The sequence below is a fragment of the Devosia ureilytica genome, assembly GCF_024273195.1.
In the GTDB taxonomy this organism is placed as follows: Bacteria; Pseudomonadota; Alphaproteobacteria; order Rhizobiales; family Devosiaceae; genus Devosia; species Devosia ureilytica.
Window position 1 is genome coordinate 203,898 of sequence record NZ_JAMZCU010000006.1, and the last position, 23,897, is coordinate 227,794.

26 protein-coding genes, 2 tRNA genes and 1 pseudogene are annotated in these 23,897 nt (G+C 60.6%); 9 read left to right on the top strand and 20 right to left on the bottom strand.

What is annotated here, in order from left to right; all coding sequences use genetic code 11:
- Window positions 1-12 precede the first annotated feature (12 nt).
- The 3 genes from NIM87_RS16035 to NIM87_RS16045 all read right to left on the bottom strand — a co-directional run bounded on the left by NIM87_RS16035 (window position 13) and on the right by NIM87_RS16045 (window position 1,205).
- Window positions 13-291 (bottom strand): hypothetical protein, encoded by a 279-nt coding sequence (locus tag NIM87_RS16035; protein ID WP_254675705.1) that lies wholly within the window; start codon window positions 289-291, stop codon window positions 13-15.
- Window positions 292-387: 96 nt separating this feature from the next.
- Window positions 388-753: a TIGR02301 family protein gene (locus NIM87_RS16040; protein WP_254675706.1), complete on the bottom strand. Its 366-nt coding sequence runs from the start codon at window positions 751-753 to the stop codon at window positions 388-390.
- 50 nt (window positions 754-803) lie between these two features.
- The gene (locus NIM87_RS16045) at window positions 804-1,205 is read right to left on the bottom strand and encodes an NUDIX hydrolase (protein ID WP_254675707.1); all 402 of its coding nucleotides are present in this window, start codon (window positions 1,203-1,205) and stop codon (window positions 804-806) included.
- A 75-nt stretch (window positions 1,206-1,280) separates the two neighbouring features.
- Between NIM87_RS16045 and NIM87_RS16050 the strand changes: the two genes are divergently transcribed.
- Window positions 1,281-2,021 (top strand): SOS response-associated peptidase, encoded by a 741-nt coding sequence (locus NIM87_RS16050; protein ID WP_254675708.1) that lies wholly within the window; start codon window positions 1,281-1,283, stop codon window positions 2,019-2,021.
- 154 nt (window positions 2,022-2,175) lie between these two features.
- On the opposite strand, the gene NIM87_RS16055 is transcribed toward NIM87_RS16050, so the two are convergent.
- From NIM87_RS16055 to NIM87_RS16065, 3 genes are read right to left on the bottom strand one after another with little or no spacing between them, the layout of a single operon-like run.
- On the bottom strand, window positions 2,176-2,736 hold the full coding sequence (locus NIM87_RS16055; protein WP_254675709.1) for a hemerythrin domain-containing protein: 561 nt from the start codon (window positions 2,734-2,736) through the stop codon (window positions 2,176-2,178).
- Window positions 2,737-2,791: 55 nt separating this feature from the next.
- On the bottom strand, window positions 2,792-3,349 hold the full coding sequence (locus tag NIM87_RS16060; protein WP_254675710.1) for a hypothetical protein: 558 nt from the start codon (window positions 3,347-3,349) through the stop codon (window positions 2,792-2,794).
- Window positions 3,346-4,761, bottom strand: a complete 1,416-nt coding sequence (locus NIM87_RS16065; RefSeq protein ID WP_254675711.1) for an FAD-binding oxidoreductase — start codon at window positions 4,759-4,761, stop codon at window positions 3,346-3,348. The genes NIM87_RS16060 and NIM87_RS16065 overlap by 4 nt, the downstream gene beginning before the upstream one ends.
- A 125-nt stretch (window positions 4,762-4,886) precedes the next feature.
- Between NIM87_RS16065 and NIM87_RS16070 the strand changes: the two genes are divergently transcribed.
- Both NIM87_RS16070 and aroC read left to right on the top strand, forming a co-directional pair.
- Complete coding sequence (locus tag NIM87_RS16070) at window positions 4,887-5,528, top strand: histidine phosphatase family protein (RefSeq protein WP_254675712.1); 642 nt, start codon at window positions 4,887-4,889, stop codon at window positions 5,526-5,528.
- A gap of 49 nt (window positions 5,529-5,577) precedes the next feature.
- Complete coding sequence (gene aroC, locus NIM87_RS16075) at window positions 5,578-6,693, top strand: chorismate synthase (RefSeq protein WP_254675713.1); 1,116 nt, start codon at window positions 5,578-5,580, stop codon at window positions 6,691-6,693.
- Between the two features lie 173 nt (window positions 6,694-6,866).
- Here the strand turns inward: aroC and NIM87_RS16080 are convergent, their stop codons facing one another.
- A complete protein-coding gene (locus tag NIM87_RS16080; protein WP_254675714.1) occupies window positions 6,867-7,784 on the bottom strand; it encodes an MBL fold metallo-hydrolase in 918 nt (305 codons plus the stop codon).
- A 94-nt stretch (window positions 7,785-7,878) separates the two neighbouring features.
- On the opposite strand from NIM87_RS16080, the gene NIM87_RS16085 reads away from it, so the two are divergent.
- Entirely contained in the window at window positions 7,879-8,493 is a 615-nt protein-coding gene (locus NIM87_RS16085) for a biotin transporter BioY (protein WP_254675715.1), read from the top strand.
- Between the two features lie 114 nt (window positions 8,494-8,607).
- On the opposite strand, the gene NIM87_RS16090 is transcribed toward NIM87_RS16085, so the two are convergent.
- A tRNA-Pro gene (locus NIM87_RS16090) sits at window positions 8,608-8,684 on the bottom strand.
- Window positions 8,685-8,856: 172 nt separating this feature from the next.
- Between NIM87_RS16090 and NIM87_RS16095 the strand changes: the two genes are divergently transcribed.
- From NIM87_RS16095 to NIM87_RS16100, 3 genes and pseudogenes are all read left to right on the top strand, one after another.
- Window positions 8,857-8,931, top strand: a tRNA-Gln gene (locus NIM87_RS16095).
- Between the two features lie 121 nt (window positions 8,932-9,052).
- A pseudogene (locus NIM87_RS18825) lies at window positions 9,053-9,220 on the top strand (DUF6538 domain-containing protein); the annotation flags it as partial.
- Window positions 9,221-9,232: 12 nt separating this feature from the next.
- Window positions 9,233-11,047 carry a site-specific integrase gene (locus NIM87_RS16100; RefSeq protein ID WP_254675716.1) on the top strand — a complete coding sequence of 605 codons (1,815 nt, stop codon included), beginning with the start codon at window positions 9,233-9,235 and terminating at the stop codon, window positions 11,045-11,047.
- Between the two features lie 970 nt (window positions 11,048-12,017).
- On the opposite strand, the gene NIM87_RS16105 is transcribed toward NIM87_RS16100, so the two are convergent.
- Window positions 12,018-12,485, bottom strand: a complete 468-nt coding sequence (locus NIM87_RS16105; RefSeq protein WP_254675717.1) for a hypothetical protein — start codon at window positions 12,483-12,485, stop codon at window positions 12,018-12,020.
- Between the two features lie 8 nt (window positions 12,486-12,493).
- Window positions 12,494-12,916, bottom strand: coding sequence for a helix-turn-helix domain-containing protein (locus tag NIM87_RS16110; RefSeq protein WP_254675718.1), 423 nt, complete (start codon window positions 12,914-12,916; stop codon window positions 12,494-12,496).
- A 119-nt stretch (window positions 12,917-13,035) separates the two neighbouring features.
- Here NIM87_RS16110 and NIM87_RS16115 point away from each other — a divergent pair, with 119 nt between their 5' ends.
- Window positions 13,036-13,740: a division plane positioning ATPase MipZ gene (locus tag NIM87_RS16115; protein ID WP_254675719.1), complete on the top strand. Its 705-nt coding sequence runs from the start codon at window positions 13,036-13,038 to the stop codon at window positions 13,738-13,740.
- Window positions 13,737-14,048, top strand: a complete 312-nt coding sequence (locus tag NIM87_RS16120) for a hypothetical protein (protein WP_254675720.1) — start codon at window positions 13,737-13,739, stop codon at window positions 14,046-14,048. The genes NIM87_RS16115 and NIM87_RS16120 overlap by 4 nt, the downstream gene beginning before the upstream one ends.
- A 362-nt stretch (window positions 14,049-14,410) precedes the next feature.
- On the opposite strand, the gene NIM87_RS16125 is transcribed toward NIM87_RS16120, so the two are convergent.
- The 10 genes from NIM87_RS16125 to ectA form a co-directional block, all read right to left on the bottom strand.
- Window positions 14,411-15,676, bottom strand: coding sequence for an MFS transporter (locus NIM87_RS16125; RefSeq protein WP_254675721.1), 1,266 nt, complete (start codon window positions 15,674-15,676; stop codon window positions 14,411-14,413).
- Between the two features lie 32 nt (window positions 15,677-15,708).
- On the bottom strand, window positions 15,709-16,482 hold the full coding sequence (gene ehuA, locus NIM87_RS16130; protein WP_254675722.1) for an ectoine/hydroxyectoine ABC transporter ATP-binding protein EhuA: 774 nt from the start codon (window positions 16,480-16,482) through the stop codon (window positions 15,709-15,711).
- On the bottom strand, window positions 16,479-17,171 hold the full coding sequence (ehuD, locus tag NIM87_RS16135; protein WP_254675723.1) for an ectoine/hydroxyectoine ABC transporter permease subunit EhuD: 693 nt from the start codon (window positions 17,169-17,171) through the stop codon (window positions 16,479-16,481). The genes ehuA and ehuD overlap by 4 nt, the downstream gene beginning before the upstream one ends.
- Window positions 17,172-17,174: 3 nt before the next feature.
- A complete protein-coding gene (gene ehuC, locus NIM87_RS16140; protein ID WP_254675724.1) occupies window positions 17,175-17,846 on the bottom strand; it encodes an ectoine/hydroxyectoine ABC transporter permease subunit EhuC in 672 nt (223 codons plus the stop codon).
- Window positions 17,847-17,927: 81 nt separating this feature from the next.
- Window positions 17,928-18,794, bottom strand: coding sequence for an ectoine/hydroxyectoine ABC transporter substrate-binding protein EhuB (gene ehuB / locus NIM87_RS16145; protein WP_254675725.1), 867 nt, complete (start codon window positions 18,792-18,794; stop codon window positions 17,928-17,930).
- Window positions 18,795-18,866: 72 nt separating this feature from the next.
- On the bottom strand, window positions 18,867-20,324 hold the full coding sequence (locus tag NIM87_RS16150; protein WP_254675726.1) for an aspartate kinase: 1,458 nt from the start codon (window positions 20,322-20,324) through the stop codon (window positions 18,867-18,869).
- A gap of 69 nt (window positions 20,325-20,393) precedes the next feature.
- Window positions 20,394-21,323 (bottom strand): ectoine hydroxylase, encoded by a 930-nt coding sequence (thpD, locus tag NIM87_RS16155; RefSeq protein WP_254675727.1) that lies wholly within the window; start codon window positions 21,321-21,323, stop codon window positions 20,394-20,396.
- 37 nt (window positions 21,324-21,360) lie between these two features.
- Entirely contained in the window at window positions 21,361-21,753 is a 393-nt protein-coding gene (locus NIM87_RS16160; protein ID WP_254675728.1) for an ectoine synthase, read from the bottom strand.
- Between the two features lie 13 nt (window positions 21,754-21,766).
- Window positions 21,767-23,056, bottom strand: a complete 1,290-nt coding sequence (ectB, locus tag NIM87_RS16165) for a diaminobutyrate--2-oxoglutarate transaminase (protein ID WP_254675729.1) — start codon at window positions 23,054-23,056, stop codon at window positions 21,767-21,769.
- 50 nt (window positions 23,057-23,106) lie between these two features.
- A complete protein-coding gene (gene ectA, locus NIM87_RS16170) occupies window positions 23,107-23,673 on the bottom strand; it encodes a diaminobutyrate acetyltransferase (RefSeq protein ID WP_254675730.1) in 567 nt (188 codons plus the stop codon).
- Window positions 23,674-23,897 lie beyond the last annotated feature (224 nt).

Consider the following 23,897-nt stretch of genomic DNA (forward strand, 5'->3'; position numbering starts at 1 on the left):
ACCGCGGGCTGGCTACTGCAAGATCCGGTCGAGATTGTATTCGCCGTTGCGGATGCGCTCGGGGAGCTGTTCGATCAGATCGGCCGTGGCCTCGTCGCCATGCATCTTGACGAAGGTGGCGAGCGCCGCAAACAGCGAGGCATGCGCTAACGACGCGGATTCGAGACCGTCTTCCTCGGCGCTGTTCCAGGCTTCCGCCAGATATTCGAGGGCCAGCTGCCGCTCCGACTGGTTGCGGTCGAACGGGCCGATCCCCGACGCGGGCGAAAAAAGGGATTTGGTCGTGCTCATGGGTCCGGGCATAGCATGCCCCGGTCTCCGCTCAATGGAGGAAGTAAGCCGAAGGTTAACGGCGGGTAGGCAATTGCATGGACTGACCCGCGTCGCCTATTCGGCAAACCGCGTATGAATGTCCCGCGCCAGCCGCTGTGCCTCGCTCAAAAGCCGCGCCAGCGCCTCCTGTGAAGCCGGGGTGCAATGGCGGTGAAACCTGGAAAATGCGGTGTATCCGGTGTTAAATGCGCCGGCCAGGCGCTGCCGCCGATCCTCGTCAGGTTCATCGAGATCGATCAGCTCGGCGGCCTGTGCGCGCCAGTCCTCATCGCCGGCCTCGCATAGCGGCTGCAGGAAGTAGAGGCTCCCCATGATCTCGGCCAGCCGCTCCATCTGCCGCTGATAAGGCGGGTCGACGGCGAGGGCGGGATTGGCCAGGGACAGGGCCAGGACCGCCAAGATGAACGCGCGTTTCAGCATTTAAAGGGAACCTGAACGGGTCTGTGAGGTGGAACCATCATGCCCACTTCCTACCAGCTTAGCCCCAGGACTTTGAAGCACTCTCTGATCACGTCATCGAGGCGAGACGTGGTGCGCAACGCCAGGAGCATGCCGGGGTCGGCCCATTTGTGGTCGCTGATTTCGTCGGACGGCCGGATCGTGCCGGAAAAATCGGTGGTGGCAAACACGGCCAGCCGATAGGTGCCGTCACGCCCCAGCGCCTGCACCAGGGCCTGCTTGGGGTTACGGATGGCAAGGCCCAGCTCCTCCTGCACCTCGCGGATCGCGCATTGCTCCACCGTTTCGCCGGGGTCCATGCGCCCGCCCGGGAAGGTCCACAGGTTTTGATAGGGCGCATAGGCGCGCTTGATCAGCAGAACCTTGCTGTCACGGACAAGCGCGACGCTGGCGGCATTGGGAAGTTCGGTCATGGCCGGGAACGGTTCGACTGGTTTGCGATTCGGGTAATCTGAGACTACCTCTGCACTGGTAAAGGAGACACGCCCATGTGTGGACGCTATGCCTCGACCCTGCCACCCGAAATGATGGAAGAGCTGTTCAAACTTCTGAACAGCGTCGAGATCGTGCCGCGCTACAATATTGCGCCGACCCAGCCCATCGTGGCCATATGGGAGGCCGAGGGACGGCGCGAGGCCCATTTTGCACGCTGGGGCTTCGTGCCCGGATGGGTCAAGGACCCGCGCGAGTTTCCGCTATTGGTCAATGCACGCGCAGAGAGCATGGCTGAAAAGCCGGCTTTCCGCGACCGGGTGAAACACGGCCGCTGCATCGTGCCGGCCAGCGGTTATTACGAATGGCACACCGGTCCTGACAAGAAAAAGCAGCCCTATTACATCACCCGTGCCGATGGGCAGCCGATGGCGCTGGCGGGGCTCTATTCAACCTGGATGGGGCCCAATGGCGAGGAGATCGACAGTGTTGCCACCATTACTGTCGCCGCCAACCCGCAGCTGTCAGTAATTCACGACCGCATGCCGGCCATTCTGATGGGCGAAAATCAACAGGACGACTGGCTCAATGTGCGCGACATCCGTAGTGCCGAGGCGGCCCAGATGGCGCTGCCGCTGGAGGATGGGGTGCTGAAATTCCATCCCGTTTCAACACGGGTCAATTCGGCCCGAGATGACGATCCGGGGCTGATCGAGCCAGTATCGCTGGACAAGCCGGAGCGCCCGGCGGCGAAGCCGAAAAAGGTGGCCGGCGGCGGGCAGATGGATTTGTTCTGAGGCAAAGTGCCATTCCTCTCCCCCTCGGGGAGAGGTGGCCGGAGCCAAGCGCAGGTCGGTGGGGGGTAACGCTCCATATTCGCTGAAGCATCCCCCTCATCTGGCGCTGCGCGCCACCTTCTCCCCGATGGGGGAAGAATAGAGGGGTGTCCCCTCACATGATCTCGTAATAGCCCAGCGCGTCGCCGATGGCGTCTTCTTCGTAGTGGAGATGGCTGAGCAGCACCTTTTCGAGCGCCCGAAACACGGTGACCGCGGTCTCAAAATTGTCAGCCCCCGGCGCATCAGCCAGGGCAACGAGCGCGTCGATCAGCTTTTCGAGGAGGGTGTGAACCACCACATGCTCGGCCTGCAATCGGTCGGCAATGGCCTTGAAGGCCGGGCCTTGCGCGGCAATGGCGGGGAACACCGCCTGATCCTCGATAGAGTGGTGGCCATGGACGAACTGGCAATATTGTCCGCAGAGCGTTCCGAAGCGGCGATAGTTCGAGACCATGACGAGGTCAGCGGTTTCCGCTTTTACCTCTTCGGCCGTTGCCTTGCCTTCGGAGGCGCGGGCGATCAGGCGCCCGAGCACCACCATATTGTCGCGCAGATGATCATGGATCTGCTTGAGGTGTTCGCCCGGCGCTTTCTGCGCATCGGTCAGGCCCTCAAGTCGGGGGATCGGAGGACGCGTGGCGTCGTCAAGAAATTGAATGTCTTTGAGCAGCATGCAGGAACAGATGGGCTGTGTTTGAAACCGGTGCAAGAAGGCACACAGGAGTGACCTAAAACTCACCCAGGAAAATCTTGTGCTCCGCTGCTGCTTCTTGGGATGCGTCGAGTATCTCGTCTAAGGCCAAACATAAATCTCTCAGGTCGCAAAACGACATTGGGCCCCTATCGGACTTAAAGAATAATACCGGCTTAAGCCTGTAGAGCTCCCTGTTTGTGATCATTTCAAGGGTGGAGGTGAAGTCAATATTGTCCTTCATCTGATATGAAAAGCTAAAAATCTCGATGAATGACGAGTGGATGACTTTGTTCAATGTATCGTGCAAAGTCTGATCTTCGGGCTTGGTCTTTTCGTCTGCCCATAAGGTGTCTGGAGAAAGAGCCGATACGCGCCGTGTCAGCGAGAGGTTCCGGAGCGACAAGGAGTCAATCAGTCGCCTGCATGCGATCGCGACATTTAGGACATCGTCTGTAGCAAGCTGTGCTTGTCTAAATGTCACTTCGTACGAGTATCCTCCAACCTCTCCGGTCTCTGCGAAGCAGGCGAGTCTCGCAAGGCGCACCGCGGTTTGCTCATAGGCATGTCGAACGATGGTCTCTTTTGGAGTCATCCAAGCATCTTCCCCGGGTTCAAAATCCCGTGCGGATCAAGTGCAGTCTTGATGGCGCGCATCATTTCCAGCGCCACCGGGTCCTTCACCTGTTTGAGCAGGTCCACCTTGAGCTGCCCGATGCCGTGTTCGGCCGAGACCGAACCACCATGGCGCAAGACGACCTCATAGATTGCCGCGTGCATGGCCTCGTCATATTGCGCCATGAAGGCCTTGGGATCAGCGCCCACGGGCATGGAGAAGTTGAAGTGGATATTGCCGTCGCCCATGTGCCCAAACGGCACCGGGCGGATGCCGGGCGCGATCTTTTCGGCAGCGGCCGTGCCTTCGGCAATCAGCGCCGGCACCGCAGCGATGGGCACTGAAACGTCATGCTTGATCGAGGCCCCCTCGCGGCTTTGGCACTCGCTCATCTGTTCGCGGAAGGCCCACATGCGGGTGCGCTCGGCCAGGGCCTCGGCGATGGTTGCGTCGGCTATCAGCTCTTCGTCGAAAGCCGCTTCCAGCGCCGCTTGGAGGGAACCTGGCTCGGTGCCGGCCATGCGGGTCAAGTCGATCAACGCGTACCAGGGCGAGGCGCTGGCGGTGGGATCGGCATCGAGCATGCCGTGGCGCAACTGGATGTCGAGGCCGATATGCGGGATCAGCTCGAAGGCGTTGAGCCGCGATCCGACGCGCTGGCGCATCAGTTGGAACAGGTCGAGCGCCGCTTCGGGCGAGGCGACATTGACCAGGGCCGTCTCATAGTCTTCGGGCAGGGGATAGAGTTTGAGACTGGCCGCCGTGATGATGCCCAGCGTGCCCTCGGCGCCAACAAGCAGGTCCTTGAGGTCATAGCCGGTATTGTCTTTTTTGAGGGCATTGAGGCCGTTGTAGAGCCGCCCATCGGCCAGCACCGCCTCGACCCCCATGGTCAGCTCGCGCGCATTGCCATAGGCCAGCACATTGACGCCCCCGGCATTGGATGAGAGCACGCCGCCTATGCGCGCCGACCCCTGCGAGGCCAGCCAGAGCGGAAACATGGCGCCCGCGGCCTCTGCGGCCCTGTGGGCGTTCTCGAGGATGACACCGGCCTCCGCCGTCATCACCCCGGCGGCTGTGTCCACCGAGCGGATGCGGTCGAGCTTGTGGAGGCTGAGGATGACTTCATTGCCCAGAAGCGGCACCTGCGCGCCGACCAGCCCGGTATTGCCGCCTTGGGGGATGATGCCGACGCGATTTTCGTTCGCCCAGCCCATCACCGACTGCACAGCCTCCACGCTGGGCGGCGTTACCACCGCGGCGGCGCCTTGATGGAAGCGCTTGCGTGGTTCGTTGAGATAGGCGCCCATTTTGCCGGCATCCGTCACCACCGCATCGCTGCCCACGCGGTCAACAAGGGCGGCGGCGATTTGAGCGGCGGTCAGGGGCATGGCAACAATCCAGAACAGATCAGCATTGAGTGTGATGCGCTTGCTCGCGCGACCTCCCATGTGCCACAAGCGGAGCGACGACTCCAGACTTGCAAAGGCCGCGCCTTGCCTGCGCGGATGTGACCATGACCACCCCCGACTGGCCTGATTTCTATTTTGCGCGCCACGGTGAAACCGACTGGAACCGCGAGCAACGCTATCAGGGCAGCCGAGATATCCCGCTCAACCGCACCGGCCAGTTGCAGGCAGACGCCAATGGCGTGCTGTTGCGGCAGCTCCTGGAGCGCGACGGCGTCGATCCGACCTCGCTCAACTGGTTTGCCTCGCCGCTGAGCCGTGCTTCGGAAACCATGGACCGCATGCGCGCTGCCTTCGATGTCGCGCTGCCACCGGTCATCCACGACAAGCGCCTGATCGAGATTTCCTTCGGTACATTCGAAGGACGCCTGCATGCGGAAATCGCCAGCCAACATGCGGCGCTGGCGCCCGGTGAACGCGACGAAAGCTATTGGAAGTTCCGGCCCCAGGACGGCGAGAACTATGAAGACGTCGCCGAGCGCCTCGTCGACTTTGCCCACGCCCTGACCCATCACGCCGTGGTCGTCGCCCATGGCGGCGTCTTGCGGGTGCTGCGGCACCTGGTGGAAGGCGCTCCACGCAGCGACGTGCTCAACTGGCCACCGCCACAGGGCGCAATCGCCCATTTCGTCGGTGGCCGGATGACGCTCCACTCCGCGACCAACACCTGGGATGCCGAGGTCGATTGACCTGGCGCCCAGCCCTGCCTAGAAAGCCCTCAACCCAAGGGGCTGCGCTATGTCTTTCAATACGTTCGGGCATCTCTTCCGTTTCACCACCTGGGGCGAAAGCCATGGTCCGGCGCTGGGCGTGGTGGTGGACGGTTGTCCGCCCGGCCTGACGCTGACGCCTGAGATGATCCAGCGTGATCTGGATCGTCGCAAGCCTGGTCAGAGCAAGTTCACGACGCAGCGCCGCGAGGCCGACGCGGTGAAAATCCTCTCCGGCGTCTTCGAGGACGAACGTACCGACGGGCCGCGCACCACCGGCACACCGATTTCGCTGTTGATCGAAAACACCGACCAGCGCTCGAAAGACTATTCGGAAATCCGCGACAAATATCGTCCGGGCCACGCCGACTATACCTATGACCAGAAATACGGCATCCGCGACTATCGTGGCGGCGGCCGCACCTCGGCGCGCGAAACCGCGGCCCGCGTTGCGGCAGGCGCTGTGGCCCGCCAGGTGCTCGCTGGCGTGACCATCCGCGCCAGTCTCGTGCAGATGGGACCGCACAAGATCGATTATGCCAATTTCGATTGGGAGACGGTCGGAACGAACCCATTCTTCTGCGCCGACGCGAAAGCAGCCGTTCTGTGGGCCGATTATCTCGATGCGCTTCGCAAGGAAGGCAATTCGGTGGGTGCTGTCATCGAGGTTGTCGCCGAAGGTGTGCCCGCAGGTTGGGGCGCGCCCATCTATGGCAAGTTGAGCGCCGATCTGGCCTCCGCCATGATGAGCATCAATGCAGTCAAGGCGGTCGAAATCGGGGCGGGGTTCGAGGCGGCAGGCCTCACGGGTGTCGAAAACGCCGACCAGATGCGGGCGGGCGAGGGCAAACCCTATTTCCTCTCCAACCACGCCGGCGGCATTCTGGGCGGTGTGTCCAATGGCGATCCGGTTGTGTGCCGCTTCGCGGTCAAGCCGACCTCATCCATCCTCACCCCGCGCCAGACGGTCACCACGGCCAATGAGGATACCGACATCATCACCAAGGGCCGGCACGACCCCTGTGTCGGCATTCGCGCCGTGCCGGTGGGCGAAGCCATGATGGCGCTGGTGCTGGCCGACCACATGCTGCGCCACCGCGGCCAGACGGGCCGCGAAGGGGCGGTTGGGTTTCAAAGGAATTAAGTCTAGCAACCAAGCCCGCGTTCATCGCCTCCCTCCCCTTGATGGGGAGGGAATGAGGGTGGGGTGTCACACGCACACGGGCCCCTGAACGAGGCCACCCCAACCAGCTTTGCTACGGTCCTGCGGACCGAGCGACGCTACCCTCCCCATCAAGGGGAGGGAGGGGCCAGAGTTCAAGCGAGCTCCAACCGCACTCCGAATAGTCCGCGCTTCACGCGCAGGAGCGCCAGCCCTTCCAAATATTCCACATGCGCCATGATCGTCATGCGCGCCGCGATGCGCACCTTTACCGGTTGGGTCGGATAGATCGCATCGGCTACCGCGCCGATCCTGTGCGCACCATGCCTGACCGCTGCGAGCACCTGTTTATTCCGCATCTGCCGGTGCGCCCACAACGCCCTGGCATGCGCCTTGCCATCGGCAATGGGGCCGCCATGGGCGGGCAGATAGCGCGAATAGGGCAGGGCGATGACCTTGTCGAGCGAAGCCAGATAATCCGCCATGGAGCCATCCGGCACCGAGACAAGCGTCGAATTCCAGCCCATCACATGGTCTCCCGAGAGCAGGTTGTCGGTGCCGACAATCCCGAAGGCAAGGTGATTGGCGCAGTGTCCGGGCGTTGCATGCACGGAAAGCTCGAGATCGCCCGCAGCGATGATTTCGCCATCAAGCAGCGTGCGGTCCGGCACCAGGTCCCAGTCGCAGGATTTGCGAATCGGGTTGCGCTCAAAACGGCGCAGCGGCCGCGACAGCCGGTGGGGGCCACCAAACCAGAGTGGTGCCCCCAGCCTGTCCCCCAGACGGCGCGCCGAGGCGCTGTGATCGCGATGGGTGTGGGTGAGCAGGATTGCCGTCACCGCGCGCCCGTCCATGGCGGCCAGCAGCGCCGTTTCATGGGCCGCATCCAGTGGTCCGGGATCGACCAGCGCCAGCCGATCATGCCCCACAAGGAAGGTGTTGGTGCCCGTAAACGTATAGGCCGAGGCATTGGGTGCCGTGACCCGCACAACGCCAGGCAATTGCGCGATTGGCTCGCCCGTTTGCGGCAAAAAATCGGTGTCGTAGTGCGGGGTCGGGGAGGTGGTTGCCATTGCGCTGCTGGTAACGAGAAAGTAAGAAGCTGGGGTCGGAACAGCGCTCGCCATGAGGGACGACGCGGTTCACTTCAAGCATGGAAGGTATGAAATGGCTGTGACTTTGACCACGCCCAACACGCTGCTCGGTGCATTCCAGCCCAAGAGCGACGTTGCCAAGCTGGCAACCAATGCTGCAATCGTGCTGCTGGGCACGATGCTGATCGCCGCTGCCGCCAAGGTCAACGTGCCGGTCTGGCCCGTGCCGGTGACGCTGCAGAGCTTTGCCATCGCCGCCCTTGCCGCTGCCTTTGGCATGCGCATCGGCGTTGCTACCGTTGCCGCCTACCTGCTTGAGGGCGCAATGGGCTTGCCGGTCTTCGCCACTGGCGGCGGGCTTGCCTATCTCGTCGGCCCCACCGGCGGCTTCCTGATCGGCTTCCTCGCCCAGGCCGCTATCATCGGCTACGCCGCCGACCGTGGCGCCTCCAACCGCCCCTTCACCCTGTTCGGCGCCATGATGGTGGCCACGATTGTGCTCTATGCCTTCGGCTTTGCCTGGCTGGTGGCCATGGCCGGTCAGGCCGCCTGGGTTGACCAGACCAACGTCGTCGCTTCGGCCTTCGCCAAGGCCGTCCAGCCCTTCCTCGTCTGGGACACGCTGAAGATGGCCTTCGCGGCCCTTTCGGTGACCGGGCTGTGGGGCCTGATCGGCTCCAAGCGCTAAGCGCGACCCGCAGATTGTGAAAAGGGCCGGTGGAAACGCCGGCCCTTTTTTCATGCTGGCATGCCGACCGTGTCGGCATAAAAAACCCCGACCTCGCGAGAGGCCGGGGTTGATTGGTCGGAGTAGAGTGATTCGAACACTCGACCCCCTGCTCCCGAAGCAGGTGCGCTACCAGGCTGCGCTATACTCCGTCAGGGTCGCGACATGTCGGGAAAACCTGGGCGGTCAGAAATCCGCCCCCGTCACGATGTGGCGGCTTTATAGCTGCGGTCCGGGCGCTGTTCAAGCGGTTCCCACAACCTTTTCTCTGGCCTCAGATCGAGTTGCGCAGTGCCGCCGAACGGTGTAGGAACCGCGCCAAGTTGGGGCGTCGCCAAGCGGTAAGGCACCGGTTTTTGGTACCGGCATTCCCAGGTTCGAATCCTGGCGCCCCAGCCAGATTTCTCGCTCCCGCCCCGTTGCCCCTGCGTTTCAAGCTTTTGCGTCCTATTGGCGCGCCAAGCCGAAACTTGGATTCGCAGTAACTGGGGTACAGGCCTGCACTACTAAGGCAGGTATCATGGGTCGTGGACCACACCTTTGTCGTCGGGGCGCTGTCTACTACTGGCAGCGCCGGTTGCCGACTCATCTCGCAAACCGCTTGCGAATCTCTCATGTCAAGGTGAACCTCAGAACCAAGGACGTCGCCATTGCGCGCCGGCTGGTCCCGCCACTCGACGCGCTGGCGATGGAGGTTTTCATGAATGAGACGCAGCAGTTGAGCCGCGAACAGATGGCCGACATCTTCAAGGCCGCGCTCACCGAGCATCAGGCCAAGCTTGGCCTTCTGGCGGATATCGAACGGGCGAACCCCACCGCCGAGCGATCGGTGCTGCTCGAGGACGAAGTCGCGCAGGGTATTGCCTATACGCTTCTGGCCGAACAGGGCGCGAGCGCGCGGTTTCCACTGCCCGAGCAGCAGAAATGGATCAAAAACGGCCACGATACCGGTTTCCTCGTCAAGGTCTTCGAACACCTCGAGCGCCTGCGGGACGACAGGGGCATTAAGATTTCGCGGCAGCGTCTTGCCGGTCATGTGATGAACGCCGGTGCTGAGGCTAACGCCGTCAACCTGACACGGGCCCAGCCGATCTATCTGCGCGCCTTGGGGGCCGCTCTGCTCGCCGCCGGGGATCGATATGGCGACGCGGTCGCATCCGAACTGGATTTCGCCGCGCTGATCGAGGAGGTTCGGAACGCCGGTTCCGATGGTGCGGTTGGTCCGGCGGACCCGCCAATACCATCGCTGGATCATGCGCAGTTGCAAGGAGCCCTTGCAGCGGGCGTGCCACCGGAGGGAACTCCGTCGGCGAACGTAGAGGCAACCGTTGAAGCTGCTGCGGTTGGTACCTCAAGCACCATTGCCTTCGTGTCGGCCGCGCTCGAAAGCAAGCGCCGGCAGGATAGTGAGTGGGACGACAAGACCTGCCGCCAGGCGCGGTTCATCTTCACGCTTTTCGACCGCTATCTCCGTGAGGTCCATGGCCTTGACGACTTATGTCTGGTGCGCCAGCCGCATCTGGCTGGGTTCGATAGCTTTCTGCGCGGGCTGCATGCGAATTTCGGGAAAAGCATCAGGGACACCGAGCGCTCGATCACGGAAATCCGGTCGCTTGCAGGAGCGCAAGTGCCAAAACACGGCGCCCTCCAGGGCGCCACGCGCAACCGCCATCTGACCTTCTTGGGCCAGTTGATCGTCTATGCGCGCACCGGCCTGGGTCTTGCCATCGATCCATCGCTGTCGACGACGGCCTTCCGCGCGCGCAGGAACAAGCGCGGCCGCGACCAGCGTGCAGTCCCAGACAAGGCGGCAGTCGAAAAGCTGTTTCTGCGGCCGATATTCACGGGATGCGCAAGCTGGGACGATATTAATACGCCCGGCCCTGAGTTCTTTCACCGGGCGGAATTCTTCTGCTCGCTGCTGGCCACCTACGCGGGGGCGCGGCGCGAGGAATATTGCGGTTTGGCTGTCGACGATGTCATCACCGACAATGGCGACATTCCTTATATCCACATCGCGCCCAACGATTTCCGCCGCATCAAGAATTTGCAATCGGTGCGCAATCTGGCGCTCCATCCCGAGATCGTTCGGCTTGGTTTTCTCGACTATGTAGAGGCAATCAAGGCGCTCGGTTACCGGCGTCTGTTTCCTGACCTCTTCTCGCCGTCTACGAAAAGCCCCTTGGGCGACCGGCTTTACGACCAGATGCTGCCGTCCTTGCGTGCTGTTGGATTTACGCCGCATCAGATCCGTCATTTCTTTGGAGACGAGCTGAAGCAGGGGGAAGTGCTGAAAGAATTCCGGGCGGACTTACTTGGTCATGGCGGTGAATCGGAAACGACAGAGCGCTACTGTAATCCTCTGAGCATCAAGGGGCAGATGCCCCATCTTCTCAAGCTGCCCATGGTGTCCGCCCACATTGAGCGTCGCCCAATCCGGTTGTTGCCTTGGATCCTAACTCGGGACATCGCGCCGTGGTCCAGGGCAGCGAAGACCGGGAGCGGAAACCCGTAAACGGCCTTTTGTGGCCCTTTTCGCGCCGATGTTCGCAGAAATCGAAAGAACCAATTTTAGTGAATTGCAGGTGGATCGGCACATGACGCAGTGCATTGCCGGTCTTGTAGCCACGCGTACCGTCTTCTTGGTTCGCATCCTCCGCCAACTCCAATACCAGGGTCGGGCGACCGCATCAGTCCTGTAGCTGACCGAATTCGAGAAGACCGATCTCGGTCACCCACATGCCAGTATGAACTGTGGCAAGCGGCGCCCAATAGGGGTGATCATCGGCAAAGATCTTTTTTCCGACGAGTAGCGATGGTGTCGACTGGCGCTGCCACTTTAGACCGGCAGGAGGTGATAGCGGTGATCTCGGCGTCGTCGAATGGCGACAGCGCAAGCTGACTTTTCGTTCGTTTCGGGGCTTCTTCATCTAGACCTGTCACGATGCGCATATCGATCCATACACCATCTTGAAGACGATTGGTCGCGACGAACGCACCGAGGTTAAGATCTCAAAGGTTCATCGCGGCTATCTGCGCAAGGACCGGACTCGCGACGAGGTCGGCGGATCGACAAGGTCGTCTTGCCGATCGGACCGTCATGGCGGTTAAGAACCGGTTGAAGAGCCAGGGCCGAGTGCGTTCGGCCGATGTGCCATCTGCGGGTTGCTTGGTCGCTCCAAGTTTGTCCGGCGAAGAACGATCAGACCATCGACGCCGGTGTAGCGCGTCAATCGGGAGCGACCATCACGCCGAGCTAGTGCCTATTCCGCGTGTGTTCAGACCGTTCTTTCCGACTCGGGAGCCCGCGATCTTGGTTCTGCCGCCTCGCATGTGCCGCCTCCTTCTCCGATGCCTTCGCATCCACCATGCTGGCTTCGGCAATCCCTCCGGCTGTCGATATTGCGCACCCGGTGACATTTTCTTTTCGACACCCCCGTTACCTCCTCGCACCCGGTGATCGCACCGGGCGCGATGGCAACGCGTTACTGATTCAGTTCCCGCAGCTGTTTTACGACCGCTCGGCTGAGCTTTTGACGGGTCCGGAGATACCAGGCAGCGCGAAGGTCTTCTAGCTCGTCCATGAGTCGCTGGAACGCTATGTGGCCCTCCGCTTCGTCGTAGCCCGCCTCCAATAGTTCCCTGATTGACAAGGCACGAAGGATGGCGGCGGCGTCCCCCTTGTCGCGGACCAGAGTCAACAAAACATTGGACGCGGCAATTCGGACCGCTTCGCTATCGGGTGCGAGCTGCAACGCCTGGGTCTGCTTATAGTGGGCAGTGCGGGCATTATGTTTTTCTCGAGCCTCGTCCCGGGCGGGTTGATTGGGCAAGTCTAGATCGACATAGGCGAGGGCATCATCCCCCAACAAGACCTTTAGACGTTTTCGAAGCTCGGTCGGATCGTGCTTGCCGGGTTTGCGGTCGGAGCCTGAGTTCGCAGTATTTGTCATTTCTGTCCTCAAGCCTCCGCCGATCTGGGCTGGCCGATAGTCTGGACGATCTCGGGTGCCAGGACGAGGTCGAGTTCGTAGAGTAGGTTCTTGCCCCGCTCGGAAACGGCGACGTATCGGTTACGTCGATCCTTGGGATCGCTCTGCTTTTCAAGCAAGCGCAGCCCCGGGCGGCTTTCAGTGCCATCGCAAAGCTGATCGATCTGTCTGGCTATCGTCGGATACTTCTGACCGGGAGCATGAGCCACGACGTCCGAGACGGAGACAAACTGCCCTTCCCTGTCCGGAACCAGCCCCACACGCAATAGCGTGGATAGCTGCCCCAGGCTCATGGTCGGATAGCGGAGTTGAACAATGTGGAGCGCGTGCGCGACGTTTTCCAGTTGGGGACTGTCGAATGGCTCGCGGGCGCCGAGAAACAAGAAGAACATGATCGCGCTTGACTCCTATATGTGCTTGCTTAATCTTATATCGATTAAGAATAATATCAAGAGGTGCCTTTGTGCGTCGACCCATCTTGTCCCAATTGGCTTTCGGGACCGGTCTGCCCATGGCGCCCGGCCATCGGGCCGTTGACATCATCAACGCCCGGCGCAAGGCCGGCTCCATCGTCGCCGTCATCGCAAATGGGAAGGGTGGGTGCGGGAAGTCGACCCTCACAATCAACATGGCGATCGGTTATGGGCTACGGAAGCAGCGGGTGCTTGTCGTGGATGCAGATATCGAACAGAAGACGGTAAGCAAGTGGCCGAGACCTGCAGGGCTCATGGGTCCGAAGGTGGTGACCTGGCCGACGGTCGAAATTCTCGACAAGCTGGCTGAGGTCATCGGACAGTATGATGTCGTGCTCATTGACATGGCGGGACGCGATGACCGTGCCGCAGCACCCGTGATGGCCATCGCGGACATGCTGATTTCTCCAGCCAAGCCTTCACATCAGGATTTGTCGGAACTGGATCGTTTCGTGAGGGTCGCGAAGGTAAGGAATATTTCGCATCTCGTGGTTTTCAACGAAGCTACCCGTGAGATGACAGGTGAACTCGGCCAACTCGTAAAAGAGTTTGCGCGGTTCAAACCCTTCCTGCCGACCGCGATTCAGCAGTTGGCAGGCTATCGCCGCGCCTATGCCTTTGGGCGCGGTGTGCTCGAGTATAAGGGCGCTCATCCGGCCAAGGAGAATTTTGACCGCGTGTTTCGGCAGATCGACATGGCGATCCAACAGGCCCGCGCAAAATCGGGATTGGTACAGCCATGACGCGAGAACCCAAGACAGAAACAGATCAGCCAAGCCTGTTCAAGATGCTGAAGGCAGCCATGGACGCCGAAGTCGACATCGTTCCGGCTGCCATCGATGACGATGCCATCGCCCGGACCAGTTGCCGCATTCCCCGTGCGGTCCTGGCAGAAGTGGCGGCATTGGCCCAGGCCAATCGGATGAGCGTGAGCCTGCTCATCAATCTCTTGCTCGACACTTATCTTGTGGGGCAGGGACGTCCGGGTTATGCGGTGCTGGCGCCGGAATATCCAGACTTCGTACTGCGCAAAAAGACGCGGACAGACTAAGCATTTTTAGTAAATCCTATTGACGCGGCAGGGCGAAGCGCCAACCCTTCGATGCCGCGATGCCGCGATGCCGCGATGCCGCGATGCCGCGATGCCGCGATGCCGAATAGAACGCGTCTTTCTTGCGAAGACTGCTACCAACACTGTTATGAGCGGACCCGAGGTGGAGCTGAAATTGCTTGGCGAGCCTGAAGCCCACACCATAGGCCTCGATACTGGCGACTAAGTTCAACGCGCAGCTTTGGTCTCAACTCACGGCGTTGGTGGCGCCTGCTACAGCACCAAACGCTCTAAAAATCCTAGAATTTTTCGCCATTTGGACGGACGACGACTTGCTCGTGCTACTTTGCACGAAGTCAAAATCAGTTCGGCTCATGCACGACGAGATCACTGAGGTGCACAGCGTCCTCATCACCGACAACGGACACGGCGGCGCTCGTGCCAAGGTCGAACGTCTGTTTTTCCTCGATGCGAAGCCCTTCTCGGCGACTGAGCCTGAAGCCGACATACCCCATCAGCACGATCTGGATTACCGCATTGGCCATGAAAAACCCTGGGTTGCCTAGAAGTTCCATGCTGGCCGAGGACAGCAGTGGGCCGATAGTTGAACCTATGCCATTGAGCAGCAGCAGACCCGCAGAGATTTCGACGTAATCGGATCGATCTGCGAAATCAAAAACGTGGGCAGCCGCAATGGCATAGCTCGGCAGGAGACCGGCTCCAAAAGCTGCCGCCAATGCAAACCAGGCGAGCTTGGTGCCTGACGTGAGCCAGAGCGCAGCCCCCACTGTGACGCAAAGTAGCGCGAGGCCGATAAGGACTTTGCGGCGATCCACGTGGTCGGATATTCGGCCGGCCGGCAGCTGCGCTATCGCGCCGCCCAGGACAGCCGCACTCATGAACCAGGCTGCGTCGCTGATGTCGCCGCTGACAGTGCTAGCATAGGCTGGGGCCAAGGCCCAAAACGAACCCGTTGCCAGTCCGATAATGAAAATTGCGACAGTTCCTGTTGGCGATAGACGAAACATCTGCATCGGACGAAAACGAACCACGGTAACTGGAGGCGGCTGGCTTGATCGGGTCATGACAATGGGCACCGCGGCGAGCGAGACCAGAACCGAAGCGATGGAGAATAGGATAAATGAGGAGGGAAGGAACAACGTGACCATCATCTGCCCGATGGTGATGACCGTGAAATTTACCGTCACGTAGGTTGAGATAAGACCCCCGCGTGTTTCATTGGTGGCCTGGTCGTTGAGCCAGCTTTCAACCACTAGGTAGAGGCCGGCTAAACAGAAGCCGGTGATCAGCCGAAGGATGATCCAGACAATCGCCTCGACCGCCATCGGATAGCCCAGTGCAGCCGCAGACGCGATTGCCACCAGTGCCGCGAAGGTGCGGATATGACCCACCCGCATGATCATGCGGGGCGTGAAGGCGCAACCGAGCACAAATCCAAAGAAGTAGCCCGATCCAAGCAGGCCGATCTGGAGAGCGCTGAATCCCTCCAAGCCGCCGCGAATGGGCAGGAGCATCAGTTGCAAACCATTACCCATAATTAGAAAAGCGACGCTCAGCAGGATCGAAAAAGCCGCCAGTACCGGCGCTGGCCTGACGATGGATTCCATGGCAGTTCGCTCCTGTCCCTATACTGCTTGCATCAACTCAGCACAGCCTTGAGAAACTCGCGCGTGCGCTCTTCATTGGGATCGGTAAACAGATCTTCGGGGGCGCCTTCTTCGCGGATGCGGCCTTGGTCAAAAAAGCAGACCCGGTCAGAGATTTCGCGGGCGAAGCGCATTTCATGTGTCACCAGCAGGATGGTCAGGTCGTGCTCCTCGGCGAGTTTGCCGATGACATTGAGCACTTCACCCACCAATTCCGGATCGAGCGCCGAAGTTGGCTCGTCAAACAGGAGGACATTTGGGCGCATTGCCAGAGCCCGGGCAATACCGACGCGCTGCTGCTGCCCGCCCGAGAGCTGGTGCGGATATTTCTGCGCCTGGTCGGCAAGGCCAACCAGCTCCAGCAATTCCTCGGCGCGATCTTTTGCGTCCTTCTTTGACAGGCCGAGCACCTTGGTCGGCGCCTCGGTGATGTTGCGCAGCACGGTCATGTGCGGGAACAGATTGAACTGCTGAAACACCATGCCCAGCTGTGCCCGCATCTTGCGCAGATGCGCCTCGCTCGCGGGGACCAGCGACCCGTCTGGCCCTCTTTCATGCCAGAGCGGTTCGCCGGCCACGGTGACCACACCGCCATTGATGCTTTCGAGCGTCATCAGAATGCGCAGCACGGTTGACTTGCCGGAGCCCGATGGTCCGATGATCGAAACCTTCTCGCCGCGATTGACTTCGAAATTGAGCTTGTCGAGCACGGTCAGCTCGCCAAAGCGTTTGACGACATTATCGAATTTGATGATCGGATCGGTCATTTCAAGGGAATCCCCTGTTTGGGCAGCCAGGTGTCGAGCAGACGTACACCGGTCGAGGCAACCAAGGTCATGATGAGATAGAGCGCGCCGACCATGGAAAGCGGCACCAGATAGTCAAAGGTGCGGTCGCCGACGATCTTGGCGACGTTGAGCATTTCGAGCACCGTAACCACCGAGAGCACGGGCACGTCCTTCATGATCGAGACGAGGTAATTGCCCATGGCCGGCACGATGCGCGGCGCCGCCTGCGGCACGACGATATGGGTGAAGGTGCGGGCCGAAGAGAGGTTGAGCGCCCGCGCCGCTTCGCGTTGGTCAGTGCCGACGGCTTCAAGGCCCGCCCGGTACACTTCCGACGTATAGGCGCTGTACTGGATGCCCAGAGCCAGGGCACCGGTCATGAAAGCGGGCAGCACGATGCCGTATTCGGGCAGCACGTAATAGAGAAAGAACAGCTGCACCAGGAGCGGCGTATCGCGGATGAACTCGGTGACGACCTTGGCCGGCCAGGAGATGAAGCGCGACGGCGCCGCTTTGAGGACGGCCCAGACAAGCCCCAGGACCAGCGCGACCAGAAAGCCGAGCACTGTAGCCTGGATGGTCACGACCATGCCGGTAAGCAGGATCGGCAGGATGGAAACTGCAAAGGCGAGGGGACTGGAAAGGTCCCATTGATATCCAAACAGCATGGGTCAACTCCTCGCCGTGCGCCAGCGGCTCACATAGGTTTCGAGCCCGCGCATCACGGCGGTCAGCACCAATGCCATGCCGAAATAGGTAACCAGCAGCATCGAATAGATGGTGGTGCTGTCTTGGGTGAAGTTGCGGATCTGTTCGGCACGGAAGGTGAGGTCGCCCAGGCTGATTAGTGAGACCAGCGCGGTGTCCTTGAGATTCTGTACGGCCAGATTGCCGAAGGACGGCATCATTTCGGGCACGGCCTGTGGAATGGTGACGTTCCACAGGGTCTGGCGCGGAGTGAAGTTGAGGGCCCGCGCCGCCTCGTGCTGGTCGGTATGCACCGACTGAATCGCGCCGCGCACCACTTCGGCCCCATAGGCGCCGATATTGAGCCCCAGAGCCAGAACCCCGGCAAGCACCGGCGGCAACCTGAGGTCGATACCGATGGCTATGCCGGCCAACGGCAGCGCAAAATAGAGCCAGAACAGCTGCACCAGCAGGGACGTTCCGCGGAATACCTCGATATAGGCAACCGAAACACCCTTGATGGCCCAGTTGGATGACAGCTTGCCGATGCCGAAGACAAAGGCCAGCGCAGCACCCAGAATGGTCGAATAGACCGTGAGCTGTATGGTGACCCACGCCCCCTCCATCAGGGGCGGGAAATATTCAGTCCAATGCATGCTTGGTTTCCGTGCAGTGGTTGAAACGCGCTGAGGGCGGGCGCCGGAGCACCCGCCCAGATACGCGCTGAAAAGGCCGGATTATTCGGCCGCGCAAAGCTCTTCGGTGGTCCGCTGATCCGAGCCGTCGACGTCCGACTGGGTGAACCCGTAACCCATCAGGGTCTCGGACCATTCGGGGGTCTGCTTGAACTCGGCGAGGGCCTCGTTCACGGCGTCGCGCAGGTCCTCGTTGCCCGAAGCGAAGGTGAAACCACCCCAGCTACGCACTTCCTCGCCATCAATGACGGGGTCGGTGAACTCACCGGCCACTTCCACACCATCGTTCTGGCCTGCAAGACCGCTGGCGGTGAGGCTGGTGGCTGCATAGGCGTCGGCACGACCGGTGGAAACAGTCGAAATAGCATCCGCATTGGCGGCTATGGTGACGAGATTGGCTTCGTCAACGCCCAGCTTCTGCATCATTTCGAGCTGGTCAGCGCCAGCCATGATGGCGACCTTGAGGTCGGGGTTTTCTACGAAATCCGAATAGGCATGGATGTCCTTGGGATTGCCGGCAGCAACCAGCAGGCCTTCACCATAGGACGTGTTGGGCTCGGAAAAGAGCACCTGCTGGCAGCGGTCCGGCAGGATGGCCATTTCGGCGGCAACCATGTCGAAGCGATCAGCCTGCAGGCCCGGGATCAGCGAGGAGAAATTGGTGGTGACCCACTCGATGTTCTCGACGCCCAGCTTTTCCATGATGGCCTTGGCCACGTCTGGACCCGCACCCATGGCTTCGCCATTGGGATCGACATAGCCGTAGGGAATCTCGTTCGCCACGGCGATGCGGATGGAACCGGTATCCTGGATTTCGGCCAGCGTTGCAGCGCTGACAGCGGTGGAGGCAAGAGCCGAAGCGGCAATGGCCGACAGTGCCATGACTGCGGTTTTTCCGATTTTGGTCATGTGTGTTCTCCTGTTTCTTGGTCTTCGGGCGATTGAAGCCGACGGCTGCCCATCCCTGCTGCCGGCCATGGATCAGGCCGCCGCGTGCAATCTCTGTTGCGGCGCGACATCCCAGTCTTCGATCAGGCCCTTGTGCAGGGCCGCGATTGTGGCTTCGAACTGCTCGGGTTCGACGATGACCTGCAGGTCGACCTTGCGAAGCAGGTCGTGCACGCCGAGCGGCTCGATGCCGGCATCGGACAGGGCACGCATGGCTTGGGCGAGTACCCGGGTCGAGCCCAGGTCGCGGCCAATGGCCGAGACCAGCGCGATCTTGCGCAGCGAAATTTCGGCGCTCTGAAAGACCGACGACAGGTCGGCCTCGACCCGCTTGATCGCCTTCATCGAGCCCTTGAGAAAGTGAGTGATGGTATTGGCGTTCGAGGTCTTGGCTATGATCCAGACCATGTGGCGCTTGAGCGCCTCGAGGATTTCGACGTCATAGCCTTTCACTCCGACCATGTTCTGGTCGTAGAATTCGAACGCATAGACATTGGACAGGCCGGTGACGATCTCCACCTGCGGCGCCTGCGCGTCGAGATCGGAACGGATGACGGTGCCCGGATGCTCGGGCTCGAAGGCATTCTTGACCCGCAGCGGTATGCCGGCCTGTCGGAGGCTCTTGGCGGCCCAGGGATGGATGGCCTCCATCCCCATGTTGGAAAGCTGGTCGGCCACGTCGTAATTGGTCTCGCCGATGACGCGCACCGCGTCGGGAGATACCAGACGCGGATCGGCGCTCGAAAGGTGAAACTCCTTGTGGATGATCGCCTCCCGGGCCCCGGTAACCACTGTCAACCGCGACAGCGTCACTTCGCTGTAACCCCGGTCATAGGTGCCCATCAGTGCCTCGCGGCATTGGGTATAGCCGGTGACGATCGGTAGCTCAGCGCTGAGGTCGACATCCGCCAGTGCGCGCTCGATGGTCTCGTCGAGTGTGTATTGGGCCTCGTCGCGCCAGCCGGTGAGATCGATCATGCGGGCCCGCACGCCGTTGAGGTTGAGCAGCAGGCTGGTGTTGAAGGCCGATTGGGCCTCCCCTAGCGAGGCGAGCATTTCGCGCACCGTCAACAAATGCTGCTGCAGCTGGAAGTGCCCGAAGGAGCACAACCGCGACAGGTCGATAAGGCAGGAGCGAACCCCCTCGATCCGCTCGCGCGCGAAACGGTTGGCCGACTGCCGCGCGCCTTCGTCCGAAAAGATGCACTCATTTTGGGCATACATCTTGTCGGCAACAGCGGTCAGCGCGTCGCCCCAGGCCCAGCCACTTTCGGCGCTGGCAAAAAGCGCGTAGACGCCGGGTTCGCCCGATTTCTTGTGCTCAAGCAGATCGTCCGTCATTCCGGCATAGGCCGAAACAACGAAGATGCGCTGATAGAGATCCGCGCCTTTGCGGTCGCCAATCAGAACTGTCTCAAGCAGTTCCTTGGTCCGGGACATCGACGTGCCGCCGATTTTTTCGACAGTGTGGCGCGTGGTTTGGTCGGTCATATGGTCTCCAGCCGCTTCCCATTTGGGGAGCGGAGACGGTCAATTATCGATTGCGGTTCAAGTACGACCTCAGCCAATCTTGCCGGCCTCGATGCTGATGGGACCCTTTGGATCGCGCGAGCTGAGGAAGGGCGGCCGCGGGGACTTGGCAGCAAAGGGCGCGCCGACCCGGTTGGCCCAGGCGTTGTAAACGAAGAAGGCATTGGAGCGCGGGAAGGGCGTGATGTTGCCGTTCGAGCCATGCATGGTGTTGCAGTCGAACAGAACGACAGTGCCGGCCTTGCCCGAGGCATATTCAATGCCGTGTTCCTTGGCCATGCGCGTGAGGCTCTCATGGCTAGGGACGCCCACTTCCTGCTTCTTGAGCGAGGTCTTGTGGTTGTCCTCCGGCGTTTCGCCGGCGCAGGCGACGAAGTTCCTGTGCGTGCCTGGCATCAGCATAAGCGGGCCGTTGAGCGCGTCATTGTCCGTAAGCAGGATCGAGGCTGAGATGGCGCGCATGCGCGGCATGCCATCTTCGGCGTGCCAAGTCTCGAAATCGGAGTGCCAGTAGAATTCCTTGCCGGTAAAGCCGGGCTTGTAGTTGAGGCGCGACTGATGGAGATAGACATCGTCATCGAGCAGGAAGCTTACCGCGCCGGCAACGCGCCGGTCACGGGCCAGACGGTCAAACAGGGTGTTCTCCTCGTCAAGCCGAAACACGGTGCGCACCTCGTCCGAGCCGGGCTCGGTGATGACATTGTCGGTGGCGATTTCGGCATCGCCCGAACGCATGTGGGCGGATTCTTTCTGCAGGGCAGCGATCTCTGCCGGGGAGAAAACATCCTTGAGGATCAAATAGCCGTTCTTTTCAAAGCTGTCGGTCTGCGCACGCGTTAGCGGCGCTTCCCGGGTCCACTTGCCCCAGACGACGGGGTCTTTGCGCTCCTGCCACTTTTCAGCGGGCAGGCGTGTGGGGTAGTCGTCGTGACTGGCGGTATCGAAAGCTGACTGGGTCATGTTTTCGCCTTTCAGTTTGAAGTTTCTCGGGACGCGATCACGCGTCTTCGGAGACCGGGGCGTAGGAGCCGTCCTCGCGGTGAACTTCCTGACCGGTGACCGGCGGATTGAAGCAGCACGCCATCACCATCTCGCTCTTGGCGGTCAGGCGATGCTTGTCGTTGAGGTTGAGGGCATACATGACGCCCGGGCGGATTTGGTGCACCACGCCGGTATCCAACTCCTCGATGGAGCCTTCACCGGAGACGCAATAGACGCTCTCGAAGTGGTGCTTGTAGTTGAACACATGGCTGGTGCCCGCATGGATGCGGGTGATGTGAAAGCTGAAGCCCATCTCGTCGCCGGCCAACAGCAGTCGGGTGCTGTCCCAGCCGTTTGAATGGACGAGGCGGTCAGTCATTCGTGCGGAATCGAGATCTCTGACGATCATGGATGCGGTCTCCCTATTCGGCAGCAGCGCGGTGGGACCCCAGGATAGCGTTAAAGGCGCTTTCCATGATGTCGATGCCGGCGGTCAGCTGTTCGAGGGAAATTGTGAGCGGGCACAACACCTTGACGACTTCGTCAAAGCTGCCTGACGTTTCGATGATGAGGCCCTTGGCAAAGCAGGCCTTGCAGATCGCAGAGGCATTTTCGCCTGAGCCTGCATCGATCCCCACCATCATGCCGCGCCCCTTGGTGGTCAGGCCATGCTCGTCGGCAATGGCGCCAAGGCGTTCGCCTAGATAGCGGGCCTTCTCGTTCACCGCAGTGATGAACTGATCATCGGACCAGAACTTTTCCAGCGCCGCAGCGGCTGTGGCGAAGGCGTGGTTATTGCCACGGAAGGTGCCGTTATGCTCGGCCGGCTTCCAGATGTCGTGCTGGGGCTTGATTAAGGTCAGGGCGAGGGGCAGGCCCATTCCCGACAGCGACTTTGCCATGGTGATGATGTCTGGCGACAGCCCCATGTCGTCGAACGAGAAGAAGCCGCCAGTGCGACCGCAGCCGGCCTGGATGTCATCGACGATGAACAGGGCGCCGTGCTTTTTGGCGATGGCCTGGATCTGACGCAGCCACTCGGGGGAGGCGGCGTTAAGCCCGCCTTCGCCCTGCACGGTTTCCACGATAATCGCTGCAGGTGCGTCCATGCCGCTGGACGGGTCCGACAGTTCGCGGTCCAGCAAGTCGGCGGTGTTGATATCGGGGCCGTGGTAGCGGTCATAGGCTGCGCGGTCCACGCCAGAGAGCGGCATTGCTGCGCCGCCGCGATGCTTGCCGTTGCCGGTTGCCGCCAGAGCGCCCATGGTCACGCCGTGAAAGCCATTGGTGAAGGAAATGATATTAGTGCGGCCGGTGACCTTGCGGGCCAATTTCAAGGCCGCTTCAACAGCATTTGCGCCGGTGGGGCCGGTGAACTGCAGCTTGTGCTGCATATTGCGCGGACGCAGGATCAAGCGCTCAAAGGTCGCGAGGAAATTTTCCTTGGCGTCGGTGTACATGTCCAGGCCATGGGCGATGCCATCGTTCGAGATATATTCGATCAGCGCGGCCTTGAGGTCCGGATCGTTGTGGCCATAGTTCAGGGTCGAGCATCCGGCGAGAAAATCGGTGTAGCCCTTGCCAGACGTGTCATAGATGGTCGCGCCCAGCGCCCGGTCGAACATCTTGGGAAAGCTGCGGGAATAGGAACGGACGCGGCTTTCAACGCGCTCGAAGGTATTGATAGGCGTGATGGATGCGGTCGTGGCCATAAGGGCGTCTCCTGGACTTAGGCAGTAGGGATAAGGTTGAAGCAGCGAGGTCAGGCGCTGCTGAGCGCCGCAATTTGCTTTAAATTGAATGGGCCAATGCTGACCCCATATTCACCGTCGTGGTGACCGTCGAAGTGGTCGTCTTTGTCGAACATTTCGACCTGACGCATCTGGGCGTCGAGCCTGCGCGCAATGGCGGTGAACAGGCCCCAGCTCGACTCATTGTCGTGCGTGATCGTGCATTGCAGCGTCGTCACGGCGCGGCAGACGGGGCGGGACAGAACATCGCCGATCAGGCGGCGACCGAGGCCCTGGCTGCGCGCGACGTCGCTGACACAGACCTGCCAGACGAACAGCGTGTCTGGCTGCTCGGGCAGGATATGCCCCGAAACCCAGCCGACCACCGCACCATCATGTTCGGCTATGGCGCAGGTCGAAGCAAAATGCGTGCACTGCAACAGGTTCGCATAGATCGAATTGTCGTCGAGCGATTCTGTCGACTTGATCAGCGCCCACACTCTGACGCCATCCGTACTTTCAGGCGCACGAATAGTCGCCTTGGGTGCCTCCCGACCAAGGACGCCAGCATCGAACAGCACTGAATTGCCATAAATCATGGTGACGAAGGTTAGCCATATCGAACTAAATTACAACCCACAATCAAGCCAAAATTTGACTCCGCAGCACGATGAGTCATCGTCGAATCGATTAAAAGCGCTTTTTATTCAGCGACTTGATGCCAATGTGCGCGAGCCGATATAGTTTTGAAATTCAAAGAAATGGTCTGGAGCTTCAGAAATAGCTTCATCGAAACTAATTATGTGCTAATATGACGGCAACG

Excerpts from the sequence above, each read along its gene's own strand:
- NIM87_RS16060 (WP_254675710.1), bottom strand. The coding sequence starts at position 3,349 with ATGACTCCAAAAGAGACCATCGTTCGACATGCCTATGAGCAAACCGCG.
- NIM87_RS16100 (WP_254675716.1), top strand. The coding sequence starts at position 9,233 with ATGAATGAGACGCAGCAGTTGAGCCGCGAACAGATGGCCGACATCTTC.
- ehuA (WP_254675722.1), bottom strand. The coding sequence starts at position 16,482 with ATGACCGATCCGATCATCAAATTCGATAATGTCGTCAAACGCTTTGGC.
- NIM87_RS16065 (WP_254675711.1), bottom strand. The coding sequence starts at position 4,761 with ATGCCCCTGACCGCCGCTCAAATCGCCGCCGCCCTTGTTGACCGCGTG.
- ectB (WP_254675729.1), bottom strand. The coding sequence starts at position 23,056 with ATGGCCACGACCGCATCCATCACGCCTATCAATACCTTCGAGCGCGTT.
- NIM87_RS16080 (WP_254675714.1), bottom strand. The coding sequence starts at position 7,784 with ATGGCAACCACCTCCCCGACCCCGCACTACGACACCGATTTTTTGCCG.
- thpD (WP_254675727.1), bottom strand. The coding sequence starts at position 21,323 with ATGACCCAGTCAGCTTTCGATACCGCCAGTCACGACGACTACCCCACA.
- NIM87_RS16055 (WP_254675709.1), bottom strand. The coding sequence starts at position 2,736 with ATGCTGCTCAAAGACATTCAATTTCTTGACGACGCCACGCGTCCTCCG.
- NIM87_RS16150 (WP_254675726.1), bottom strand. The coding sequence starts at position 20,324 with ATGACCGACCAAACCACGCGCCACACTGTCGAAAAAATCGGCGGCACG.
- NIM87_RS16040 (WP_254675706.1), bottom strand. The coding sequence starts at position 753 with ATGCTGAAACGCGCGTTCATCTTGGCGGTCCTGGCCCTGTCCCTGGCC.
- NIM87_RS16070 (WP_254675712.1), top strand. The coding sequence starts at position 4,887 with ATGACCACCCCCGACTGGCCTGATTTCTATTTTGCGCGCCACGGTGAA.
- NIM87_RS16125 (WP_254675721.1), bottom strand. The coding sequence starts at position 15,676 with ATGGAATCCATCGTCAGGCCAGCGCCGGTACTGGCGGCTTTTTCGATC.
- ectA (WP_254675730.1), bottom strand. The coding sequence starts at position 23,673 with ATGATTTATGGCAATTCAGTGCTGTTCGATGCTGGCGTCCTTGGTCGG.
- NIM87_RS16115 (WP_254675719.1), top strand. The coding sequence starts at position 13,036 with ATGGCGCCCGGCCATCGGGCCGTTGACATCATCAACGCCCGGCGCAAG.
- NIM87_RS16120 (WP_254675720.1), top strand. The coding sequence starts at position 13,737 with ATGACGCGAGAACCCAAGACAGAAACAGATCAGCCAAGCCTGTTCAAG.
- NIM87_RS16035 (WP_254675705.1), bottom strand. The coding sequence starts at position 291 with ATGAGCACGACCAAATCCCTTTTTTCGCCCGCGTCGGGGATCGGCCCG.
- NIM87_RS16050 (WP_254675708.1), top strand. The coding sequence starts at position 1,281 with ATGTGTGGACGCTATGCCTCGACCCTGCCACCCGAAATGATGGAAGAG.
- ehuB (WP_254675725.1), bottom strand. The coding sequence starts at position 18,794 with ATGACCAAAATCGGAAAAACCGCAGTCATGGCACTGTCGGCCATTGCC.
- aroC (WP_254675713.1), top strand. The coding sequence starts at position 5,578 with ATGTCTTTCAATACGTTCGGGCATCTCTTCCGTTTCACCACCTGGGGC.
- ehuC (WP_254675724.1), bottom strand. The coding sequence starts at position 17,846 with ATGCATTGGACTGAATATTTCCCGCCCCTGATGGAGGGGGCGTGGGTC.
- NIM87_RS16160 (WP_254675728.1), bottom strand. The coding sequence starts at position 21,753 with ATGATCGTCAGAGATCTCGATTCCGCACGAATGACTGACCGCCTCGTC.
- NIM87_RS16110 (WP_254675718.1), bottom strand. The coding sequence starts at position 12,916 with ATGTTCTTCTTGTTTCTCGGCGCCCGCGAGCCATTCGACAGTCCCCAA.
- ehuD (WP_254675723.1), bottom strand. The coding sequence starts at position 17,171 with ATGCTGTTTGGATATCAATGGGACCTTTCCAGTCCCCTCGCCTTTGCA.
- NIM87_RS16085 (WP_254675715.1), top strand. The coding sequence starts at position 7,879 with ATGGCTGTGACTTTGACCACGCCCAACACGCTGCTCGGTGCATTCCAG.
- NIM87_RS16045 (WP_254675707.1), bottom strand. The coding sequence starts at position 1,205 with ATGACCGAACTTCCCAATGCCGCCAGCGTCGCGCTTGTCCGTGACAGC.
- NIM87_RS16105 (WP_254675717.1), bottom strand. The coding sequence starts at position 12,485 with ATGACAAATACTGCGAACTCAGGCTCCGACCGCAAACCCGGCAAGCAC.